The 21,073-nt window shown below is 71.5% G+C and carries 17 protein-coding genes; 6 read left to right on the top strand and 11 right to left on the bottom strand.

The genetic code is table 11. The annotated features are described in order from the left end of the window. The first annotated feature begins 41 nt into the window (after window positions 1-41). The 3 genes from CPH93_RS12025 to CPH93_RS12015 all read left to right on the top strand — a co-directional run bounded on the left by CPH93_RS12025 (window position 42) and on the right by CPH93_RS12015 (window position 4,095). Window positions 42-1,364 (top strand): PhoH family protein, encoded by a 1,323-nt coding sequence (locus CPH93_RS12025; RefSeq protein ID WP_093484909.1) that lies wholly within the window; start codon window positions 42-44, stop codon window positions 1,362-1,364. 404 nt (window positions 1,365-1,768) lie between these two features. Then, the gene (locus CPH93_RS12020) at window positions 1,769-2,470 is read left to right on the top strand and encodes a transglycosylase SLT domain-containing protein (protein WP_093484910.1); all 702 of its coding nucleotides are present in this window, start codon (window positions 1,769-1,771) and stop codon (window positions 2,468-2,470) included. Between the two features lie 125 nt (window positions 2,471-2,595). Next, the gene (locus CPH93_RS12015; RefSeq protein WP_096212810.1) at window positions 2,596-4,095 is read left to right on the top strand and encodes an AI-2E family transporter; all 1,500 of its coding nucleotides are present in this window, start codon (window positions 2,596-2,598) and stop codon (window positions 4,093-4,095) included. A gap of 82 nt (window positions 4,096-4,177) precedes the next feature. On the opposite strand, the gene CPH93_RS12010 is transcribed toward CPH93_RS12015, so the two are convergent. Next, window positions 4,178-4,711, bottom strand: a complete 534-nt coding sequence (locus CPH93_RS12010) for an alkyl hydroperoxide reductase (RefSeq protein ID WP_018089322.1) — start codon at window positions 4,709-4,711, stop codon at window positions 4,178-4,180. Between the two features lie 33 nt (window positions 4,712-4,744). Continuing rightward, window positions 4,745-5,299, bottom strand: coding sequence for a peroxiredoxin (locus tag CPH93_RS12005; protein WP_006603399.1), 555 nt, complete (start codon window positions 5,297-5,299; stop codon window positions 4,745-4,747). Between the two features lie 132 nt (window positions 5,300-5,431). Between CPH93_RS12005 and CPH93_RS12000 the strand changes: the two genes are divergently transcribed. Then, complete coding sequence (locus CPH93_RS12000) at window positions 5,432-6,391, top strand: hydrogen peroxide-inducible genes activator (protein WP_096212808.1); 960 nt, start codon at window positions 5,432-5,434, stop codon at window positions 6,389-6,391. 9 nt (window positions 6,392-6,400) lie between these two features. Here CPH93_RS12000 and CPH93_RS11995 read toward each other — a convergent pair whose 3' ends face one another. From CPH93_RS11995 to CPH93_RS11965, 7 genes are all read right to left on the bottom strand, one after another. Continuing rightward, on the bottom strand, window positions 6,401-7,000 hold the full coding sequence (locus CPH93_RS11995; RefSeq protein ID WP_093484913.1) for a dihydrofolate reductase family protein: 600 nt from the start codon (window positions 6,998-7,000) through the stop codon (window positions 6,401-6,403). A 56-nt stretch (window positions 7,001-7,056) separates the two neighbouring features. Further along, the gene (locus tag CPH93_RS11990; protein ID WP_096212806.1) at window positions 7,057-9,459 is read right to left on the bottom strand and encodes an FtsX-like permease family protein; all 2,403 of its coding nucleotides are present in this window, start codon (window positions 9,457-9,459) and stop codon (window positions 7,057-7,059) included. 8 nt (window positions 9,460-9,467) lie between these two features. Further along, entirely contained in the window at window positions 9,468-11,879 is a 2,412-nt protein-coding gene (locus tag CPH93_RS11985; RefSeq protein WP_096212804.1) for an FtsX-like permease family protein, read from the bottom strand. Next, complete coding sequence (locus tag CPH93_RS11980; protein ID WP_093484916.1) at window positions 11,876-12,565, bottom strand: ABC transporter ATP-binding protein; 690 nt, start codon at window positions 12,563-12,565, stop codon at window positions 11,876-11,878. The genes CPH93_RS11985 and CPH93_RS11980 overlap by 4 nt, the downstream gene beginning before the upstream one ends. Further along, window positions 12,562-13,086: a PadR family transcriptional regulator gene (locus CPH93_RS11975; RefSeq protein ID WP_093489107.1), complete on the bottom strand. Its 525-nt coding sequence runs from the start codon at window positions 13,084-13,086 to the stop codon at window positions 12,562-12,564. Before CPH93_RS11975 ends, CPH93_RS11980 begins: the two co-directional genes overlap by 4 nt. A gap of 136 nt (window positions 13,087-13,222) precedes the next feature. Continuing rightward, complete coding sequence (locus tag CPH93_RS11970; protein ID WP_096212802.1) at window positions 13,223-13,486, bottom strand: hypothetical protein; 264 nt, start codon at window positions 13,484-13,486, stop codon at window positions 13,223-13,225. Between the two features lie 73 nt (window positions 13,487-13,559). Further along, window positions 13,560-14,531 carry an SPFH domain-containing protein gene (locus tag CPH93_RS11965; protein WP_096212800.1) on the bottom strand — a complete coding sequence of 324 codons (972 nt, stop codon included), beginning with the start codon at window positions 14,529-14,531 and terminating at the stop codon, window positions 13,560-13,562. A 309-nt stretch (window positions 14,532-14,840) separates the two neighbouring features. Between CPH93_RS11965 and CPH93_RS11960 the strand changes: the two genes are divergently transcribed. After that, window positions 14,841-17,126, top strand: coding sequence for a transglycosylase domain-containing protein (locus CPH93_RS11960; protein ID WP_096212798.1), 2,286 nt, complete (start codon window positions 14,841-14,843; stop codon window positions 17,124-17,126). A 52-nt stretch (window positions 17,127-17,178) separates the two neighbouring features. Here the strand turns inward: CPH93_RS11960 and CPH93_RS11955 are convergent, their stop codons facing one another. Next, window positions 17,179-18,288, bottom strand: coding sequence for an FAD-dependent monooxygenase (locus CPH93_RS11955; RefSeq protein WP_096212796.1), 1,110 nt, complete (start codon window positions 18,286-18,288; stop codon window positions 17,179-17,181). Between the two features lie 187 nt (window positions 18,289-18,475). Here CPH93_RS11955 and CPH93_RS11950 point away from each other — a divergent pair, with 187 nt between their 5' ends. After that, window positions 18,476-19,459: a GntR family transcriptional regulator gene (locus CPH93_RS11950; RefSeq protein WP_093484921.1), complete on the top strand. Its 984-nt coding sequence runs from the start codon at window positions 18,476-18,478 to the stop codon at window positions 19,457-19,459. Between the two features lie 58 nt (window positions 19,460-19,517). On the opposite strand, the gene CPH93_RS11945 is transcribed toward CPH93_RS11950, so the two are convergent. Next, window positions 19,518-20,978: a catalase gene (locus tag CPH93_RS11945; RefSeq protein ID WP_093484922.1), complete on the bottom strand. Its 1,461-nt coding sequence runs from the start codon at window positions 20,976-20,978 to the stop codon at window positions 19,518-19,520. Window positions 20,979-21,073: the final 95 nt, after the last annotated feature.

Below are 21,073 nucleotides of genomic sequence, written 5' to 3'. Positions count from 1 at the left end.
GCCGTCGCACCCCGACCTCATCCGAGGGGGTTCGTCCCACCGTGGTGAACAGCAAGCAGCGCCGTGACAACGACCGGCGCACTTATGTCCTCGACACCAGTGTCCTGCTGGCGGATCCAGGCGCCATGTCCCGCTTCGACGAGCACGAGGTCGTGCTGCCGGTCGTCGTGGTCACGGAACTGGAAGCCAAGAGACACCATCCGGAGCTCGGCTACTTCGCGCGGCAGGCGCTGCGTCTGCTGGACGAGTACCGGGTGCAGTTCGGGAGGCTGGACGCGCCCATCCCCATCGGGGATCTGGGCGGGTCGCTCCGGGTCGAGCTGAACCACTCCGACCCCGGGATCCTGCCTGCGGGCTTCCGGCTCGGCGACAACGACTCGCGGATCCTCGCGGTGGCGCGCAATCTGCAGGCCGAGGGGTACGACGTCACGGTCGTCTCCAAGGATCTGCCGCTGCGCATCAAGGCGTCCTCGGTCGGGCTGCTGGCCGAGGAGTACCGCGCCGAGCTGGCGATCACCGACTCCGGCTGGACGGGGATGGCCGAACTCACCCTCTCCGCGGAACAGGTCGACGAGCTGTTCGCCGCCGAGACCGCCCAGGTGCCGGAAGTGTCCGAACTTCCGGTGCATACCGGACTTGTGCTGCAGTCCGAGCGCGGCAAGGCGCTCGGGCGGGTCACGTCCGAGGGCGGGATCCGGCTGGTGCGGGGCGACCGGGAGGCCTTCGGCATCCACGGCCGCAGCGCCGAGCAGCGGATCGCGCTGGACCTGCTGCTCGACCCGGACGTCGGCATCGTCTCGATGGGCGGGCGGGCCGGTACGGGCAAGTCGGCGCTGGCGCTGTGTGCGGGCCTGGAGGCCGTATTGGAGCGCCGGCAGCACCGCAAGGTGATGGTGTTCCGCCCGCTGTACGCCGTCGGCGGGCAGGAGCTGGGCTATCTGCCGGGCAGCGAGGCGGAGAAGATGAGCCCCTGGGCCCAGGCCGTCTTCGACACGCTGTCCGCGGTGACCACCAAGGACGTCATCGAAGAGGTGGTGGGGCGCGGCATGTTGGAGGTGCTGCCGCTGACCCATATCCGGGGGCGGTCGCTGCACGATGCGTTCGTCATCGTGGACGAGGCCCAGTCGCTGGAACGGAACGTCCTTTTGACGGTTCTGTCCCGTATCGGCGCCAACTCCCGGGTGGTGCTGACCCATGACGTCGCCCAGCGCGACAACCTGAGGGTCGGGCGGTACGACGGCGTGGTGGCCGTGGTGGAGAAGCTGAAGGGGCATCCGCTGTTCGCCCACGTCACGCTGAACCGCTCGGAGCGCTCGCCGATCGCGGCGCTGGTGACCGAAATGCTGGAGGACGGCAGGATCTGACCCGTTGTGAACGGGGCGCCGCCCGGCGAAGCGAAGGAGCTTAGCCGGGCGGCGCCGTGCTGTGCGCGGTTATCCGAAAATACTTGACGGTAAACGGGGTGTGAGCTTTCACACCCAGCGGGGAATTGATTCCCGGCGTGCCGTTCGGGCAGAGTCTGGGTCCTGTCAGGCCCCGCATACGGCACCCAACACCCCCAGCGGTGTAGAACGATCGAACTTCATAGCGAGTCGCCGTATGCCGCCCGAGCACCACGCGGACCCCGAGGGGGACGTACCGGGCCAGTGCCTCCCGTGACCAGCCGGTCCCACCCGCTCAACCGGGTCCGGAACAAGGGGAGACCAGCGTCAGGGGCACGATTGCGCCCGCGAGGTCACCTATGCGGGCGATGCTGGAAGGAAAACGTGTGAGCCGGATCTCGGTCCGGGGATTCGCCGTGGCATCCGCCACCGCGGTCACCACCGTCGGCGCCGTGGTCGGCGTCGCTGCAGGCAACGAGGCACCCTCGGTGGGCAACACCGAGGCGACCGCTGCCGACGCGACGATCGCTGACATCCCCGCAGGCGCTCAGGCACAGGTGCAGACGGCTTCCCTGACGCAGCAGGCGGACGACCAGTCCACCCAGGCGGATGCGGCAGCCCTCAAGTCTGCACAGGAGTCGGCTCGCAAGGCCGCCGCTGAGACCGCGAAGAGCAAGAAGGACGCCGCGGACGAGGCGAAGGCCAAGAAGGACGCCGAGGCGCGCAAGAAGAAGGAGCTGGCCGCGTCCCGCTCCTCCTCGCGCGACGTGGGCGACCTGCTCGGCAAGAGCTCGTACACCATTGCCGAGACGCAGGCCATCGCGCGCCAGATGATGGCCGGCGACCAGTTCCAGTGCTTCAGCAACATCGTGGACCACGAGTCCGGCTGGAACTACAAGGCCACCAACGCCGGCTCCGGCGCCTATGGTCTGGTCCAGGCGCTGCCCGGCTCCAAGATGTCGTCGGCCGGTTCCGACTGGCAGACGAACCCGGCCACCCAGATCAAGTGGGGCCTGAACTACATGAACGACCGCTACGGCAGCCCCTGCGGCGCCTGGTCCTTCTGGCAGGCCAACAGCTGGTACTAGGCCCGTCGGCCTACCACGCACCTCCGAAACCCCCGAACGCGGCAGCGTCGGGGGTTTCGTGCGTCCGGCGCAGGTAACGTCGTGCCCGTCAGGTTGTGGCGTGCGGGAGGGGAAGAGGAAGGCACATGTCCAAATTGCCTCAGTGGGTCGGTGGCCTCGGCGCCGGTCTGACGCGGCTCTCGGAGCGGCTGGAGCAGCAGCGCCGGCTCGCGGAAGCCGCGGCGGAAGCCGACGACCCGGAAGAGCTGAGGCGTGCCGGGCACGCGGACGCCCCCGCGGCCGACGGTCCGGCCGACGGCGGTCCGGTGTGCGAGGGTGCGCTGGGCACGCTCACCGTTCCCCGTACCCAGCTGCCGGAAGCGACGGACGGGGTGCCGCACCCCGCGGCCGAGCTCGCGCCGTCCGCCGACCGGCCCGCACCGCCGGATACCGTTCCTCCGCCGCCCTCCTACGCCCCGGCCGTTGCGGCGCGCCCCGATCCGGTCGACGCGGTGCCGTGGGGCGTCCGGGTCGCCGCCGAGGCGGGCTGGCGGCTGCTGGTGCTGGCTGCCACGCTCTGGGTGCTCGCCCGGGTCATCACCACCATCGAACTGGTCGTACTGGCCTTCATCGCGGCGACGCTGATCACCGCACTGCTGCAGCCCACGGTGGGCTGGCTGCGCCGGCGCGGGCTGCCGCGCGGGCCGGCCACCGCGCTGACCTTCATCGGCGGGTTCGTCGTCATGGGCCTGGTCGGATGGTTCGTGGTCTGGCAGGTCCAGGACAACATCGACTCGGTCTCCAGCCGCATCCAGGAGGGCATCACCGAGCTCAAGGGCTGGCTGCTGAAGAGCCCGTTCCATGTGACCGAGTCTCAGATCACCCATATCGCCAAGAACCTCCAGGACGCGATCGGCGCCAACACCGAGGCGATCACCTCGGTCGGGCTGGAGGGCGTCACCGTCGTCCTGGAGGTCTTCACCGGCATCCTGCTGGCGATGTTCACCACGCTCTTCCTGCTCTACGACGGCCGCCGGATCTGGAACTGGCTGCTCAAGCTGGTCCCCAGCGCGGCCCGGGAGGGCGTGGCGGGTGCCGGGCCGCGGGCCTGGCGGACGCTGACGGCCTATGTGCGCGGCACGGTCGTCGTCGCCCTGATCGACGCCATTTTCATCGGCATCGGGCTCTATTTCCTCAATGTGCCGCTGGCCGTTCCGCTCGCCGTCTTCATCTTCCTGTTCGCGTTCATTCCGCTGGTCGGTGCGGTGGTCTCGGGGGCGCTGGCGTGTGTGATCGCCCTGGTGGCCAACGGGGTGTTCACGGCGCTGATGGTGCTGGCGGTCGTGCTGGCCGTGCAGCAGATCGAGGGCCATGTCCTGCAGCCGTTCATCCTGGGCCGGGCGGTGCGGGTGCATCCGCTCGCGGTGATCCTCTCGGTCGCCGCGGGCGGGCTGATCGCCGGCATCGGCGGTGCGGTCGTCGCGGTCCCGCTGGTGGCGGTCACCAACACGGTGGTCGGCTACCTCCGTTCCTTCTCCAGGGAGCAGGCGCTGCGGATGTCGGTGGCCCCGCGCGGTGCCACCGCGCTCGCCGTCGCACCGACGCCGCCCCCGGCGCCGCAACCGTCCGGGGAGGTGCGGGAGTAGCCCGCCGCGCGCACGGAAACACAGAACCCCGCAGACGTCAGGTCTGCGGGGTTCTGCGTTGCGTGTGTCGCGCGTACCGGAGTTACTCGGCGAGCGCGGCCTCGGCGTCCAGGGTGGCGCCGACGGCCTGCAGGACGGACGCGATCTTCACGGCCTCCTGGATCGTCTCGCGGTCCACACCGGCCTTGCGCAGCACCTGCTCGTGCGAGTCCAGGCACATACCGCAGCCGTTGATGGCCGAGACGGCCAGCGACCACAGCTCGAAGTCGACCTTGTCCACGCCCGGGTTGCCGATGACGTTCATCCGCAGACCGGCCCGCAGGTTGCCGTACTCCGGGTCCGACAGCAGATGCCGGGTCCGGTAGAAGACGTTGTTCATCGCCATGATGGCGGCCGCCGACTTGGCGGCGGAGTACGCCTCGGCGGAGAGGTTGGCCTTGGCCTCCGGCTCCAGCTCGCGCAGCACCTTCGGCGAGCGCGAGGCGATCGCGCAGGCCAGGACGGTGCCCCACAGCTGCTGCTGCGGCAGGTCGCTGTTGCCGATGACCGAACCGAGGTTCAGCTTGAGGTCCTTGGCGTAGTCCGGTACGGCGGACTTCAGCTCGTCGAGAGCCATGTCAGATCAGCCTTCCAGTTCGCTAGCGGAGAGTCACTCGCCCGAGAGCAGCGCGACCGGGTCGAGGGTGTCCTCGCCCTTGCTCCAGTTGCACGGGCACAGCTCGTCGGTCTGCAGGGCGTCGAGGACCCGCAGGACCTCCTTGGGGTTACGGCCGACGGAGCCGGCGGTCACCATGGTGAACTGGATCTCGTTGTTCTGGTCGACGATGAAGACGGCGCGCTGCGCGAAGCCGTCCTCGCCCTCGATGCCCAGGTCGCGCATGAGCTCGTGCTTGGAGTCGGCGAGCATCGGGAAGGGCAGGTCGGTCAGGTCCGGGTGGTCCTTGCGCCAGGCGTGGTGCACGAACTCGGAGTCGCCGGAGAAGCCGAGGACCTGGGCGTCACGGTCGGCGAACTCGTCGTTCAGCTTGCCGAAGGCGGCGATCTCGGTGGGGCACACGAAGGTGAAGTCCTTGGGCCACGCGAAGACGATCTTCCACTTGCCCTCGTAGGTCTTGTGGTTGATCTGCTCGAACTCCTGGCCCTTCTCCAGCGAGACGCAGGCGGTCAGGTCGAACTCGGGGAACTTGTCACCGACAGTGAGCACGTACTCTCCTTGTTGCGCAGAAAGTCCCTTTTGAGGTCTTTCCTTGAGGCTTGGACGGGTCTCACAGTGCCACAGGAGGCATTGATCAGTGAAATAGCTAGACTGGTGGATGTTGATCGGAGGTGGTTATCAGTGGCGTCACCGGCGAGTCAGGGCGGCCGGCCCCGCCAGCCCAGCCTGGCCCAGTTGCGGGCGTTCGCGGCGGTGGCCGAGCATCTGCATTTCCGCGAGGCGGCGGCCGAGATCGGGATGAGCCAGCCCGCGCTGTCCGGGGCGGTCTCCGCGCTGGAGGAGACCCTCGGTGTGCAGCTGCTGGAGCGTACGACGCGCAAGGTGCTGTTGTCGCCCGCGGGGGAGCGGGTGGCCGCGCGGGCCCGTGCGGTCCTGGAGGCCGTCGGGGATCTGCTGGAGGAGGCGGAGGCGGCCCGCGCGCCGTTCACGGGCGTGCTGCGGCTCGGCGTCATCCCGACCGTCGCACCGTATCTGCTGCCGGCCGTGCTGCGGCTGGTCCATGACACCTATCCCGCGCTGGACCTCCAGGTGCACGAGGAGCAGACCGCCTCCCTCCTGGAGGGCCTGGCCCAGGGCCGGCTCGACCTGCTGCTGCTCGCCGTGCCCCTCGGGGTGCCCCAGGTCACCGAACTCCCGCTGTTCGACGAGGACTTCGTCCTGGTGGCCCCCAAGGAACACTGGCTCGGCGGCCGCGGCGACATACCGCGCCAGGCCCTCCAGGAGCTGGATCTGCTGCTGCTCGACGAGGGCCACTGCCTGCGCGATCAGGCCCTGGACATCTGCCGGGAGGCCGGTCGGGACGAGAACACCCCCGTGACGACCAGTGCGGCGGGCCTGTCCACCCTGGTGCAGCTGGTGGCCGGCGGCCTCGGGGTGACCCTGCTGCCGCGCACCGCGCTCCGGGTCGAGACCGGCCGCAACGACCAGCTCACCACCGGGTACTTCGCGGATCCGGCGCCGTCGCGGACCATCGCGCTGGCCATGCGGACCGGCGCGGCACGCCAGGAGGAGTTCGAGGAGTTCGCCCGGGCGCTGCGGGGCGCGCTGCGCGGCCTGCCGGTGCGGATAGCCACGGACTGAGCCCGCTCCTCACGCCGCCGCAGGACGGGTGTACGTCAGGAAGGCCGCGCCGCTCTGCAGGAGGGTGTGCTCGGTCAGCTCCCAGGTCCGCGGGTCGAAGGCGGTGCCGGGGGAGAAGAGCGGGATGCCGTGGCCCAGGGTGAGCGGGCTCAGCTTGAGGAGCAGCTGGTCGATCTCCGGGTAGAGCGCACCGGCGAGTTCGCTGCCGCCCAGCAGCCAGATGTCCTTGCCGGGCGCGGCCTTGAGCGCGCGGACCGTCGCCACCGGGTCGTCGGCCACCAGCTCCACCGCCGGGTCCGGGCTCTGCGTCAGGGTCCGGGAGAAGACGAGGTGCCGCAGATGGGGGTAGGCGTCGGTGAGGCCGGCCTTGAGGCCGATCTCATAGGTGCGCCGGCCCTCCAGGACGGTGTCGAAGCGGATGTTGTCCGCGGTGATGCCGAGCGCCGACCGGGCGTGGACGGGCAGGATCTCCGGGAGTTCGGCGGCCAGGTGTCCCAAGTAGTCCTCGGGGACCTGCCAGAAGCCGTCCGGGCCGGTGGGGTCCGCACCGTCGGGCCCGGCGATGAAGCCGTCGAGCGTGGACGCGATGCAGTAGACGAGCCTGCGCATGAAGAGTCCCCCTGGGGCAGTTGGTTGGCACTGCGTGGCGAAATGATCTCGCAGTTTCACTCCGTACGCAGCCCATCCGGGCGCATCAGGCGCCACAGCAACGGCAGGGAGAGCGCGGTGACGCCCAGGATGACGGCGGCCGCGGTGCCGGTGAGGGCGAGGATGCTCCACCAGGCGGGCCGCGGCGGGCGGCCGGCCATGCGGACCAGCAGCGCGCCGAGCGCCAGCCCCCAGCCGACCGCCAGGGTCAGGCCCGTGACCACCGGGACGGCCGTCTGCCACAGCACCGAGCGGCCCAGCAGGGCGCGCGGGGTGCCGAGGGCGTCCAGTGCGGACAACAGGCGGGCGCGTGCGCGGAGTTGCTCCAGGGCGGTGAGCAGCAGACCGCAGCCGATCAGCAGCAGCACGGCGGTGGCGCAGGCGGTCAGGCCACCGCTGACCAGAGCGGCGGCTTCGTCGGGGCCGGCCTCGCCGTAGCGGTACACGACGGCCCGCGGGGAGAGCCGGGCGGCCGCGTTGCGGACATATTCGATCGCGTCGGGGGTGTGCGGATCGAGCCGCAGCAGGCAGGTGAGGTCGGCGTGCGGCAGCAGCGCGGGGGGCAGCGCCTCGGGGGTGGCGAGCAGACCGCGGCCGGTGCGGCCGGGCACGGGGCGCTCGGGCCCGGCCGCGGTGCGGTGGGCGGTGCGCGGGACGGTCCAGCGGGCGGGCACCCGGTGGTCGCTGCGGCTGCCGACCGGGTCGAGCACCAGCCGTTCGCCGGGGCGGGGGGCGGCGTCGTCCGGGCCCGCGACGAGAAAGACATCCCCGGCGGAACAGGCGCCGAGCGGGGCCAGTTGGCGCAGGGTGGCGCAGTCGGCGACGGTCACCGGATACGGCTCGCGGTCCTCGTCGTCGCCGGAGGCCGCAGGGTTCCGGTCCGGTTGGTGGCGGTCGGGGCCGGCATGGCCGGCGACCAGCGTGTGCGCCGTACGGACGCCCGGGGCGGCGCGCAGCAGGGCGGACATCTGCCCGGCACGGGCGGTGGGCACCGCGCCGTCGTAGGAGTCCACCTCGGTCCACGCGGCGGTACGGGTCTGCTGCGCTTCGGGGAGGCTCAGGGAGCCGGTCAGCAGCATCTGCACGGCGATCGCAGCGGCCACCGCCACGGTGATCCCGCTGACCGAGCGGGCGGCCGCGGTGCTGCTCAACTGGAGCCGCCGCAGCGCAAGATGCCACGACCGGCTGCCGCCTCCCGTGCCGTCGAGCCGGGCCACCACGGCGTCCAGCAGCCAGGGCAGCACGGCCGCCACGCCCAGCAGCAACAGCGCCGTGCCGAGGATCAACTCGACGCTCGCGGCATCGCCGGAGCCCGGCCCGTCGATCGCCTGCGGCAGCAGCAGCGCCACCCCGGCGGCCGGCAGCAGCAGCCGCCACCACAGCCGGCGGCGCGGCGGGCGCGCGGTGCGGGTGACGCCCAGCGGCTCGACGGTGACCCGCCGCATGGTGACCAGCGTGGTGCCGACCGCGCACAGCAGCACGGCCGGTGCCACGAGGGCGGCCACCCGCGCGTCGGGGACCACGTCGGAGGGGAAGACGCCGAGGCCGAAGAGGGAGATCCCGGCGAGCGGGACCCGGCCGGCCAGGAAGAGGGCGGCGCCGGTGAACAGCCCGAACAGCGCGCCGGCCAGCGCCTCGCCCGCGGCGATCCGCCGGGTGGTGGCCCGGTCGGCGCCCACCAGCCGCAGCGCGGCGAGCCGCCGGTCGCGGCGCTCCCCGCCGAACCGCACCGCGGTCGCGAGGAACACGGCGACGGGGACGAGCAGCGCGACACAGCTCACCGCGAGGAGCAGCACCGTCGGCACACCGGCCCGGAACGGCTCCCCGTGGTCGCCGAACGCGGTGATCCGCTCGACCCCGAAGCCGGGCCGCCGCAGGGCGTCGCTGCCCTGGTAGAAGGCGAGTTCGCCGGGGTGGGTGAGGCCCTCGTCGCGGATCGTGGCGGTGATGCGCAGATGGGGGAAGCGGTCCTTGAGCAGCGCGCCGTCGGGCGAACGGAGCAGGTCCCCGAGGGCGGGGGAGACGGCCAGTTCACCGGGGCCCGGCAGCCGCGACAGACCCGGCGGGACGGGCGCATGCGGTCCTTCGGCCGTCACGATCCGGCCCTGCACCGGCAGGTCGCGGTACGCGGTGTCGGCCGCGGCGGTCAGCAGCGACCGGTCCGAGGGGCCGGCCCCTTGCGCGGCGGGGACGGCGGCCCGCGCCCGGTGCCGCTCCTGCGCGCCGTTCAGCAGGTGCGGGACGGAGGCCGCCAGCAGCAGGACGGCGACCCCCAGGCCGACGCCGAGCGCGGTCAGGGTCGTACGGATCCAGCCCTCGCGGCCGCCGGTGACGGCGAACCGGGCGCCCATGGCGAGGTCGGCACACCAACGGCGGGCCGTGCGGCCCCGGTAGGGCGCCGGACGGGAACGGCCGGACATCGCGGGGCTCACTCCGTCCGCAGCCCGTCGGGCCGCATCAGGCGCCACAGCGCCGGCAGGCTCAGCGCCGTCACGAAGAGAATCACCGCGCCGCCGATGCCGGTGATCCCGGCCACCACCGGCCAGTTCACCGTCACCGCGCTGTCGATCATCGTCAGCACCAGCGCGCCCAGCGCCAGCCCGCAGCCCAGCGCCAGGCCCAGCCCGAGCACGACCGGGACGGCGGTCTGCCACAGCACCGACCAGCCCAGGGTGGCCCGGCGGGTGCCGTGGGCATCGAGGGCGGACAGCAGCCGGCGGCGCTCGTGGAGCTGCTCGACGGTGGAGATGATCAGGCCCGAGCCGATCAGCAGCAGCGTCACCACGGCGCCCGCGAACAGCCCGTCGAGGATGCTGGCGTACTGCGCGTCATGCGGATTGTCGACCGCGGAGACCTCGTTCATCGTCGGGTCGATGCGGGCGGCGGTGTTGCGGAGGTGCTCCACCGCGTCCGGGGCGCCCCGGTCGAAGTCGACCTTGAGCTCCGTGGTGGGGCCGTCGAGCTTGCCGATGTCGAGCGCGGACGGGGTGGCCAGCAGGTCGTAGACGACGCGGTCGGGACTGCGCCGGTGCGAGACCAGCGGGACCGTACGGGCGGTGCGGGGGACCGTCCAGGGGTGCGGCCGCACCGCCTCGTGCAGGTCCCTCGGCGGGTGCAGGTCGAGGGTCGCGCCGGGCGTGACGGCGCCGTCGCGGCCGGTGGCGGTGACGAACACGGAGCCGTCGTGGCAGGAGTCCAGCCGGGCCAGGGTGCGCAGTTCGGCGCAGCTGCCGATGGCGACCGTCGTGCGGGCGGCGTCCGCCGGGTTCCTTGCAGGTCTCGGCAGCGGGCCGACCAGGGCGTCGACCGTGCCGCGGGCCGCGGTCACCCCCGGGGTGGCGCGCAGCGCGGTGAGCGCCCGCTGGGTCTGCGGCCAGCCCGCGGCGTTGCCCCACAGGCCGATCCGCGGCTCCTTGCCGGACTCCGCGTACGCCCGGGCGTAGCCGGCCTGCATCCCGGTCATCAGCATGTGGATCGTGATGGCGCCGGCCACCGCGACGGTGATCCCGCTGACCGCGCGGGTGGCCGAGCCGCTGCTCAACTGCAGGCGGCGGACGGCGAGTTGCCAGGACACCGGGCCGCGGTGCAGCCGGCCGACCACCGCCTGCACCAGCCAGGGCAGCAGCGCGGTGACCCCCAACAGCAGCAGCATCGCCCCGGCCGCGAGCCGGATGGTGTGCAACGGGGTGTCGGTCCACGGCCGTTCCCAGGCCAGCGGCACCAGCAGCAGGGCGCCCACGGCGGGCAGCGCCACCCGCCACCACAGCCGGCGGCGCACCGGCGGGCGGTGGCGGACGACGCCCAGCGGCTCGACGGTGACGCCGCGCTGGGCGAACAGCGTCACCAGGACCGCCGCCGCCGGCACCAGCACGGCGATCAGCGCCGCGGCGAGCGGGCCGGGCGCCACGTCCGAGGGGAAGACATTGACGTCCCACAGCGTGACCACCGAGGCGAGCTGCCGCCCGGCGAGGAACAGCGCCCCGCCCGCCACCAGCCCCAGCAGCGCACCGAACAGCGCCTCACCGGAGGCGATCCGGCGGGTGGTGTGGACATCGGCGCCGACCAGCCGGAGCGCGGCCAGCCGGCGCTCCCGGCGCTCGTTGCCGAACCGTATGGAGGTGCCGATGAAGACCATCACCGGCGTCAGCAGCGCCACACACACCATGATCACCAGGAGCACGACGGGCGCCCGCAGCGGCGCCGGGTGCCACTCCGTGCCGAAGTGGTCGATGCGGTAGCCGTCGGCCGCGGCGAGGGTGACGGGGCGGGCGACGTAGGTGAGTTCGCCGGGGCCGAGCAGGCCGGCGTCGCCGATGGTGCCGGCCACCCGGTAGTCCAGCCGCCGGCGCAGCAGGCTGCCCTCGGGGGAGTCCAGCAGCTTCTTGAGCGCCGGGGAGACCAGCATCCGGCCGGGCCCGGGGAGCCGGTCGATGCCGGGCGGTACGGGCGGATGCGCGCCGTCCGGGCGCACCAGCCGGCCGCGGATCGGGGTGCCGTGGAAGACGGTGTCCGACGAGGCGTAGCGCAGGGTGTCGTCGGCGGCGCGCGGCGGGTGGGCCTGGCCCAGGTTCTCGCGGGCCTTCTCCCGGCCGTGCAGGGAGTCCAGCACGCTCGGCACGGACGCGCCGAGCAGCAGGACGGCCACGCCCAGGGCGACACCGGCGGCCGTCAGCGTCGTACGGATCCAGCCCTCGCGGCCGCTGCCGGCCGCGAACCGCATCCCCATCGCGAGGTCGCGCGCCCAGGCGGCGGGGCCGGTGGGCGGAGTGCCCGGCGCGCTGGGGCCACGGTCGCCGGTGCGCCCGCCGGCTGCGGGGGCGTGCGGGCGCAGCAGGCTCATCGCAAGCCCGCCAGTATGTCCTTCACTTTGCCGTCGCGGACCACGATCTCCCGGTCGGAGTAGGCGGCGACCCGGGCCTCGTGGGTGACCAGGACGACCGCGGCGTTGGTGTCCCGGGCGGCGCCGGTCAGCAGGCCGAGGACGCGTTCGCCGTTGAGCGAGTCCAGGGCGCCGGTGGGCTCGTCCGCGAAGATGACCCGCGGACCGGTGACGAGCGCGCGGGCGACCGCGATCCGCTGGCCCTGGCCGCCGGATATCTCACCGGGCCGCTGGGCCGCCGCCCCGTCCACCTCCAGCCGCTCCAGCCACTCGCGGGCCTGCCGCTCGGCCTCCTTGCGCCGGGTGCCGTTCAGCCGCAGCGGCAGCGCGACGTTCTCCAGTCCGGTCAACTCCGGTACCAGCTGGCCGAACTGGAAGACGAAGCCGAAGTCGCTGCGGCGCAGGGCGCTGCGCCGGGCGTCGCTGAGGGCGGTCAGCTCGTGCGGGCCGTAGCGGACGGTGCCGGCGTCCGGGCGGATGATCCCGGCGAGACAGTGCAGCAGGGTCGATTTGCCGGAGCCGGAGGGGCCCATGACGGCGACGACCTCGCCGGGGTGGACGGAGAACTCCACGCCGTCCAGCGCCGGCGTCGCCCCGTAGGTCTTGCACAGTCCTTCCGCCGCGAGCAGGGATCCCTCCGGCGTCATACGCGGACCGCCTCGGCGAGTTTGTCCAGCCGGGCGGCGGTCAGCTCCAGCCAGCGCAGATCGGCTTCGAGGTGGAACAGCGCATGGTCGCAGATCAGCTGGTCGGCGAGGTCGCCGGTGCGCTTGCGCTCGGTCAGTCCGCGCATCAGCCGCAGATGCTCGGCGCGCTGGGAGTCCAGGAGTTCGCCGGCGTCGCGCCCGGTCATCAGCGCCAGGACGACCTTGGTGTAGAGCGTCGACTGGAGGTAGGGCTCCGGCTTCTCGGGGCGGGCCAGCCACTGGGCGACATCGGTGATCCCGGCGTCCGTGATCGCATACCGCTTGCGCTCCGGGCCCGCGCCGGCCTCCACCGCGTCCACCTCGACCAGGCCGTTCTTCAGCAGCCGCGACATCGTGGAGTAGACCTGCCCGTAGTGGAGCGGACGGTCCTGGCCGAAGTGCGCGTCGAAGGCCCGCTTGAGGTCGTAGCCATGGCGGGGGCCGGACTCCAGGAGACCCAGCAGCGTATGACCAATTGACATGCCGACCACCATACTCGGCGGTGTATCGCTGGTGTATACGTGCGTTGTATAGGGGTCGGCCGGGCCCGCAGCGCCGACCGCGGCCGCCGGCGCTCGCGCGGCCGCTCCGGCCTCATCACCGGCGGACCGACGGCGCTCAGTCCCCCGGCTCCTTGGGCGGACGCCCCCGCCGCGGGATCGCCCCCGCCCCCCGGGGCAGCCGCCCCGCGTCCGACAGCGCCTTGCGCAGCAGGAACTCGATCTGCGCATTGGCGCTGCGCAGTTCGTCGCCGGCCCACCGCGTCAGCGCGTCATGGATCAGCGGGTCCAGCCGCAGCAGCACCTGCTTGCGCTGCTGCGGCCTCGCGCGGGGAGCCGGCTCGCTCCCGGCGCCGGACTCCTCGGGGGTGGGGGTGGTCATGCACCAGCCTCGTTTCGCTCGGCCTCGCATCCGCTCGGCGGGCACCTCTCCATGGTGCGCTCGCCGAACCGGCTCACTGGTACAGGGAGCCCGTGTTCAGGACCGGCTGGGCGGCCCGGTCGCCGCACAGCACCACCATCAGATTGCTCACCATGGCCGCCTTCCGCTCCTCGTCCAGCTCCACGATGCCCTGCTGGCTGATCCGGTCCAGCGCCTGCTCGACCATGCCCACCGCACCCTCGACGATCTGCTGGCGGGCCGCGACCACCGCACCGGCCTGCTGCCGCTGGAGCATCGCGGAGGCGATCTCGGGGGCGTAGGCGAGGTGGCTGAAGCGGGCCTCGATGATCCGCACGCCGGCGGCCTGGACCCGGGCGGTCAGTTCGAGGGCGAGCTTCTCGGTGATCTCCTCGGCGTTGCCGCGCAGGGAGAGGGCGTCCTCGTCGTGCGCGTCATAGGGGTACTCGATCGCGATGTGCCGCACGGCCGACTCGGCCTGGGTGGCGACGAACTCCAGGAAGTCGTCGACCTCGAAGAGCGCCTGGGCGGTGTCCTCGACGTGCCAGACGACGATCGACGCCAGCTCGATCGGGTTGCCGTAGGCGTCGTTGACCTTCAGGACCGCGGTCTCGTGGTTGCGCACCCGGGTGGAGATCGCCCGGGCGGTGGTCAGCGGGTTGACCCAGCGCAGTCCGTCGGTGCGGATGGTGCCCGCGTACCGCCCGAAGAGCTGGATGACCCGGGCCTCGCCGGGCGCGACCATCTTCACGCCGGTCATGCAGAAGAGCGAGCCGAGCAGCAGCAGGACGCCGGCGATGACCGTCGGCGCGGCGGCGTTGTCGTGGCCGCCGGAGCCGAGGATCCCGCCGACGCAGATCACGGCGATGCCCAGCGCGACCCCGAGCACGGTCAGCAGCAGGGCGACCCCGCCCGGGATGCTGTGCGCCGTGACCTCGCGGACCTGCGGGCGGGGCATCTCGGGAGCGTCGACGGCGAGCTCGCCGTCGGGGCCGGCGGTCTGGCCGACCGCGGTGTGATCGGACATGAGAATCCCCGTTTCTCCAGGTGCGGTACGTGATGTCTGCCGCAATAGGCGATGTCGCCGTTCTAGCAAAGTGATAGCACTTTAGCGCGTGGGCAGCCTGGGCGTCCAGGGGTCGTACGAGGCCAGATCGAGGGCAAGACCCCAGGTGAGAGAGCGACGACGCAGAACACCCACCCCGAGGTTCCGTCCTTCCGGGTGCTGTTTGTCACGTCTGGAAAAGCCTAGATCGATGAGTATTTGTTGAGAGATGCGGTGTTAGCTTCAACAGCTGAATTAGCTGGGGGCGGAACGACTGGAGTTGCTGAAGCGATGGGCCGAGCGGAAGCGAGACGGGCGCGACAGGGGAGCGCCCGCCGGGCCAAACGTACGGAGAAGAAGTCCGGCATACGCCGCCTCTTCACCTGGAAGAAGATCCTCGGAGCGTTTCTCGGGGTGTGCCTGCTGGGCATCCTCGGCTTCGTCGGGCTGTACCTGTACGTGGACGTGCCGACCGACGGCAATGCGGACGCCAAGCTCCAGAGCAACGTCTACAAGTACTCTGACGGCAAGGTGCTGGCCCGCGTCGGCCGCCTCAACCGTGAGAACGTCGCGCTCAACCGCATACCCAAGGACGTCCAGCGCACCTTCGTCGCCGCCGAGAACAAGACGTTCTACCAGGACTCCGGCGTCGACCTGAAGGGCACCCTGCGCGGCATCTTCAACACGCTGCGCGGGCAGGGCAAGCAGGGTGGCTCGACGATCACCCAGCAGTACGTCAAGAACTACTACCTGAGCCAGGAGCAGACGGTCAGCCGTAAGCTCCAGGAGATCGTCATCTCGCTCAAGGTGGACAACAAGCTGGGCAAGGACAAGATCCTCGCCGGCTACATCAACACCAGCTACTACGGCCGCGGCGCCTACGGCATCCAGGCCGCCGCCCAGGCGTACTTCCGCAAGGACGTCGAGAAGCTCACCGTCTCGGAAGGCGCCTACCTCGCCTCGCTGCTCCAGGCGCCGAACCAGTACGACTGGACCCTGGCGAGCCCGGCCGGCAGGAAGCGGGTCCAGGAGCGCTGGGCGTACACCCTGAACAACATGGTCGAGATGCACTGGCTCTCGCCGCAGGAGCGCGCCAAGCAGAAGTTCGAGATACCCAAGGACCCCAAGCCGCTGCCCGGTCTGACGGGTCAGTCCAGCTACCTCGTGACCGAGGCCAAGAAGGAACTCTTCGCCCAGGGCGTCGACGAGAAGCAGTTCGAGGCCGGCGGCTGGACGGTCACCCTCGGCATCGACCGCAAGAAGCAGAAGGACCTGGAGAAGGCCGTCCAGCGCAAGCTCACCGACGACCTCGACCCCAAGACCCGCAAGGTCGACGCGGACGCCCAGCTCGGCGCCACCTCGGTGGACCCCAAGTCCGGCCACATCGTGGCGATGTACGGCGGCGCGGGCTACCCGAAGCACTACACGAACAACGCCACGCGCGCCGACTACCAGCCGGCGTCGACGTTCAAGCCGCTGATCCTCGCCTCCGCGATGGAGAACAACGCGACCACCACGAACGGCGTGCCGATCACCCCCAACACGGTCTATGACGGCCACAACCGCCGTCCGGTCGTCGGCGGCGACATCCCCTTCGCCCCGCCCAACGAGGACGAGGCGCAGTACGGCAACATCTCCGTCCAGACGGCGACCAACAACTCCGTCAACGCCGTCTTCGCGCAGATGGGCGCCGACGTCGGGCTGGACAAGGTCAAGCAGACCGCGGTCAGCCTGGGCATGGACGGCTCCCGGATGGACGTCAAGCCGGCCATGACGCTGGGCACCATGGGCGCCAGCCCGCTCCAGATGGCCGGTGCCTACGCCACCCTCGACAACCACGGCAAGAAGGTCACCCCGACGCTGGTCACCGAGGCCACGCACAGCGTCAACGGTGCCGAGGTCAAGCTCCCGCTCAAGGACCCGGTCGGCGACCAGGTCCTCTCGCGGAAGACCGCCGACACCCTCACCTCCGTGCTGACGGGCGTGGTCAACGACGGCACCGCCTCCCAGGCCGTGAAGAACACCGCCTACAGCGCGGCCGGCAAGACCGGTACCTCCGACGACAACAAGTCGGCCTGGTTCGTGGGCTACACGCCCAAGCTGGTCACCGCGGTCGGCATGTTCGGCGAGTCGCCCAAGGGCGGCGCTCAGGTCACCCTCAAGGGCACCGGAGGCGGCGGCCGGGTCAACGGCGGCGGCTACCCGGCCCGGGTGTGGGCGGACTACACCGAGGCCGCCCTGAACGGCAGCCCGGGCCCGGAATTCGACCTGGACACGAACCTCGGCGCCGCGGTGCCCCCGACGCCCACGCCGACGCCGAGCGAGACCCCGTCGACCAGCCCGTCGCCGAGCGAGAAGCCGAGCAAGTCGCCCTCGCCCACCCCGTCGAAGCCGAGCACCCCGCCGAGCACCCCGCCGAGCGGACGTCCCTCGGACCCGTCCACCCCGACCGGCGGCACCAGTTCGGATCCGCCGAACGGCGGGACGCAGGGCGGTGACACCGGCGGCGACACCACGGGCGGCACCACCGCCGGCCCGGGCGGCAACAAGGTCAACAGCATGCCCGGCTTCAACTAGCGGGCAAGCAGAACGAAGCGAAGGGGCGTCCGGATCACCGGGCGCCCCTTCGTCAACCGTCGAGGCGAACGGCGTTCTTGGCCCGCTCGATCGACTCCTCGGCGGCCCCCTGGCCCGGATTCTCGGTGGCGAGCGCCTGGTTGAGCCCGACGAACGGGCGCAGCCGCTCCTCGTAGCGGCGCAGCGCGGTGCGGTGGTCGCCCGCGGCCCTGCCGAGCTCGTCGGCCAGGACGTAGGCGCCCACCAGGGCCAGGCTGGTGCCCTGCCCGGACAGCGGGGACGGGCAGTGGCCCGCATCGCCGACGAGCCCCACCCGGCCGTCCGACCAGCGGTCCAGGTGTATCTGGGCCATCGCGTCGAAGTAGAAGTCGGGCGCCTGCCACATCGCCTTCAGCAGCCGCGGGGTATCGCCGCCCAGCGCGGACATCCGCTCGGCGAGCACCGTCTTCTGCGCCTCGGTGTCGCGGTGGTCGAGCGCGAAGGGCTCCGAGGTGAAGCCGAGGGTGACCCGCAACTCGGTGTTGTGGCGCACCGGGTAGACGCAGTAACTGGCGCCGCCGCCCTGCAGCCAGACCTGCCAGTCGTCCAGGCCCAGGAAGTTCTCGGTGCTGAAGACGGCCACATATCCGCCCAGCGGGCGGAAGAACGGGCCCTCGGCCCCGAAGGTCAGCCGCCGCACCGTCGAGCGCAGCCCGTCCGCCCCCACCACCAGGTCGAACGTCCGGCTCCGGCTGCGCTCGAAGCTGACGCGGACGCCGTGCGGCTCCTGGACCAGGGCGGTGACGGAGTCGTCGAAGAGGTACTCCACGCCGTCGCGGGCCCGCCCGTACAGCAGCTGGGCGAGGTCCTCGCGCAGCAGCTCGATGTCGCCGCTGTCGAGCCGGCCGCCGCTGAGCGTCATCTCGGTGCTGCGCCAGAGTTCGTTGCCGTCGCCGTCGAGCATCGACATCCCGCGCATCCGGGTGCGCGCCTCCCGGGCCGGGGCCAGCAGGTCCATCCGGTCGAGGACGTCGAGCGCCACCCCGCGGACGTCGATCGCCTGGCCGCCGGGGCGCACACCGGGGGCCCGCTCGACGACGGTCGGTGCGAAGCCGCGGCGGCGCAGCCAGTGGGCGAGGGTGAGCCCGGCGACGCTCGCGCCGGAGATGAGTACGGTCTTCACGACAGCCCCTTCGTACGGTGTACACGCGTGGTGTGGAGCTCTGAATGTACGCCGTACACGCAGGATCGCCAAGCGCTTTCCGTGGGATTTCTTCGCAGCTCAGAGCGGTCTGCACTAGCACAGAAGGGCGCCACGGCAGGGTCTTCGCTGGTAGCCTCTGTCCTAGTACAGGTCAAAGGAGAGCGCCGTGACTGACCCCTCCCTCCCGCCGTATCTGCGCATCGTCGCCGAGCTGCGGCGCCGGATCACCGACGGCGAACTCGCCCCCGGCGACCGGATCCCCTCGACGCGTCAGCTCGCCAAGGAGTGGAACGTCGCCCTGGCCACCGCCACGAAGGCGCTGACCGCCCTGCGCCAGGAGGGGTTGGTGCAGCCCCGGGCCCGCGTGGGGACCGTGGTGGCGGCCCCGCACCGCAGCGCCGCCGGGGCCCGGCAGCCCCGCCCGGCCCCCGCCGCGGAGCGCGAGCTGACCCGGGAACGCATCGTGCGCACCGCCATCGGCATCGCCGACGCGGAAGGGCTGTCCGCGCTGTCCATGCGGGCGGTCGCGGCGCGGCTGGGCGCCGCCACCATGTCGCCCTACCGCTATGTGACCGGCAAGGACGACCTGGTCCTGCTGATGGCCGACGCCGTGTTCGCGGAGGCCGCCCTCCCGTCCGAGGTCCCCGGCCACTGGCGGGCCCGCCTGGAGGCAGGGGCCCGGGCGCTCTGGGCCGTCCACCGCGCACACCCCTGGCTGGCCCAGCTCGGCCCGCTCACCCGACCGCTGATGCTGCCCCACCTGATGGCCTACTCCGAATGGATGCTGAGCGCCCTCGACGGCCATGGCCTCGCCCCGGCGGCCATGCTCAACCAGAACGTGCTCCTCTACAGCCATGTGCAGGGCCTCGCCGCCCAGCTGGAACGGGAGGCCCAGGCCGAGAGCGCCACCGGCCTCTCCTCGGACCAGTGGCTGGACGCCCAGGCACCCACGCTCGCGGCGCTCACCGGCTCCCGGGACTATCCGACGTTCACCCGCGTCATCGAGGCGCTCGGGGAGGGCGGCTACGACCTGCACCTGGACGAGCTGTTCGAGATCGGGCTGACCTCGCTGCTCGACGGCCTGGCCGTGCTCATCGACGCACACCGCGCGGAGGCGGCCGGGCCTCCCGCCCCGCCCCGGACACGATGAGGCGCCCGGAGCCCCCACGCTCCGGGCGCCTGCCCGCCCTCCAGGGTGGTGCGGTGCCTCAGCCGCCGTTGAACTTCTTGACGATCCGGTCGCCGAGGTTCTTGTCGACGTTGCGCCAGTACTGGAACGCGCGCTCCAGCACCGGCTTGGTGACGTCCTCGGCGAGGTGCCCGGCGATGTTGTTCACCAGCCGGTCGCGGGCCGCGTCGTCGAGGACCTGGCGGACCATCGTCCCGGGCTGGATGAAGTCGTCGTCGTCGCGCCGCGGCCGGGTGGCCTCGCGCACCATCTCGCCGGCCGTCTGCCAGCCCGCCGGGTCCCCGTAGTGCTCGGTGTCCGCCGCCGGCCCGCCGTAGGAGTTGGGCGCGTACGGCCGGGCCACCCGGGCCGGGTCGAACCGCATCGGGCCGTCCTTGGCGTACGAGTGGACGGGGACGTGCGGCCGGTTGGGCGGCAGCTGCAGATAGTTCGGGCCGATGCGGTACCGGTGGGTGTCCGGGTAGGAGAACAGCCGGCCCAGCAGCATCTTGTCGGGGGACGGGCCGATGCCCGGCACCATGTTGGACGGCTCGAAGGCCGCCTGCTCGATGTGGATGAAGTAATCTTCCGGGTTCTTGTTGAGCGTCATCCGCCCGACCTCGATCAGCGGGTAGTCGCCGTGCGGCCACACCTTGGTCAGGTCGAACGGGTTGAAGCGGTAGTCCGGCGCGTCGTCGAACGGCATCACCTGGACATACAGCGTCCACGACGGTGCGTCGCCGGTGTCGATGGCGCGGTAGAGGTCGCGGCGGTGGAAGTCGGCGTCCTCGCCGGCGATCCGGTCCGCGTCCTCCTGGGTGAGGAAGTCGATGCCCTGGTCCGTCTTGAAGTGGTACTTGATCCAGAACTTCTCGCCGCCGGCATTGATCCACATATAGGTGTGGGAGCCGTAGCCGTTCATGTGGCGGTAGGTCTTGGGGATACCGCGGTCGCCCATCAGCCAGGTGACCTGGTGGGCCGACTCCGGCGACAGCGTCCAGAAGTCCCACTGCATGTCGTGGTCGCGCAGACCGCTGCCGGGCTGGCGCTTCTGGGAGCGGATGAAGTCCTGGAACTTGATCGTGTCACGGACGAAGAAGACCGGGGTGTTGTTGCCGACCAGGTCGTAGTTGCCGTACTCGGTGTAGAACTTCAGGGCGAAGCCACGGGGGTCGCGCCAGGTGTCGGGGGAGCCCTGCTCGCCCGCGACGGTCGAGAAGCGGGCCAGCATCTCGGTCGTCTTGCCCGGCTGGAAGAGATCCGCCTTGGTGAACTGGCTGACGTCGTTGGTGACCTGGAAGGAGCCGTACGCGCCGCTGCCCTTGGCGTGTACCACCCGCTCGGGGACCCGTTCGCGGTTGAACTGGGCCATCTTCTCGATCAGGTAGTGGTCCTGCAGCAGGATGGGGCCGTCCGGACCCACGGTCAGCGAATGCTCGTCGCTCTCGACCGGAATGCCGGCGTTGTTCGTCGTGTGCGGGACGTGGTGCGTGCTGGTCATGGAGGAGTGCCTCCTGGTTCGACGAGTGGGAGTAGAGGGTCGGTCAGTCCCGTATTGGGTCAGTCAGCCCCTTACGTCCACCCAAGCAGTCAACT

Source organism: Streptomyces sp. 2323.1 (genome assembly GCF_900221035.1).
GTDB lineage: Bacteria > Actinomycetota > Actinomycetes > Streptomycetales > Streptomycetaceae > Streptomyces > Streptomyces sioyaensis.
This window is presented reverse-complemented; position numbering and strand designations above follow the sequence as displayed.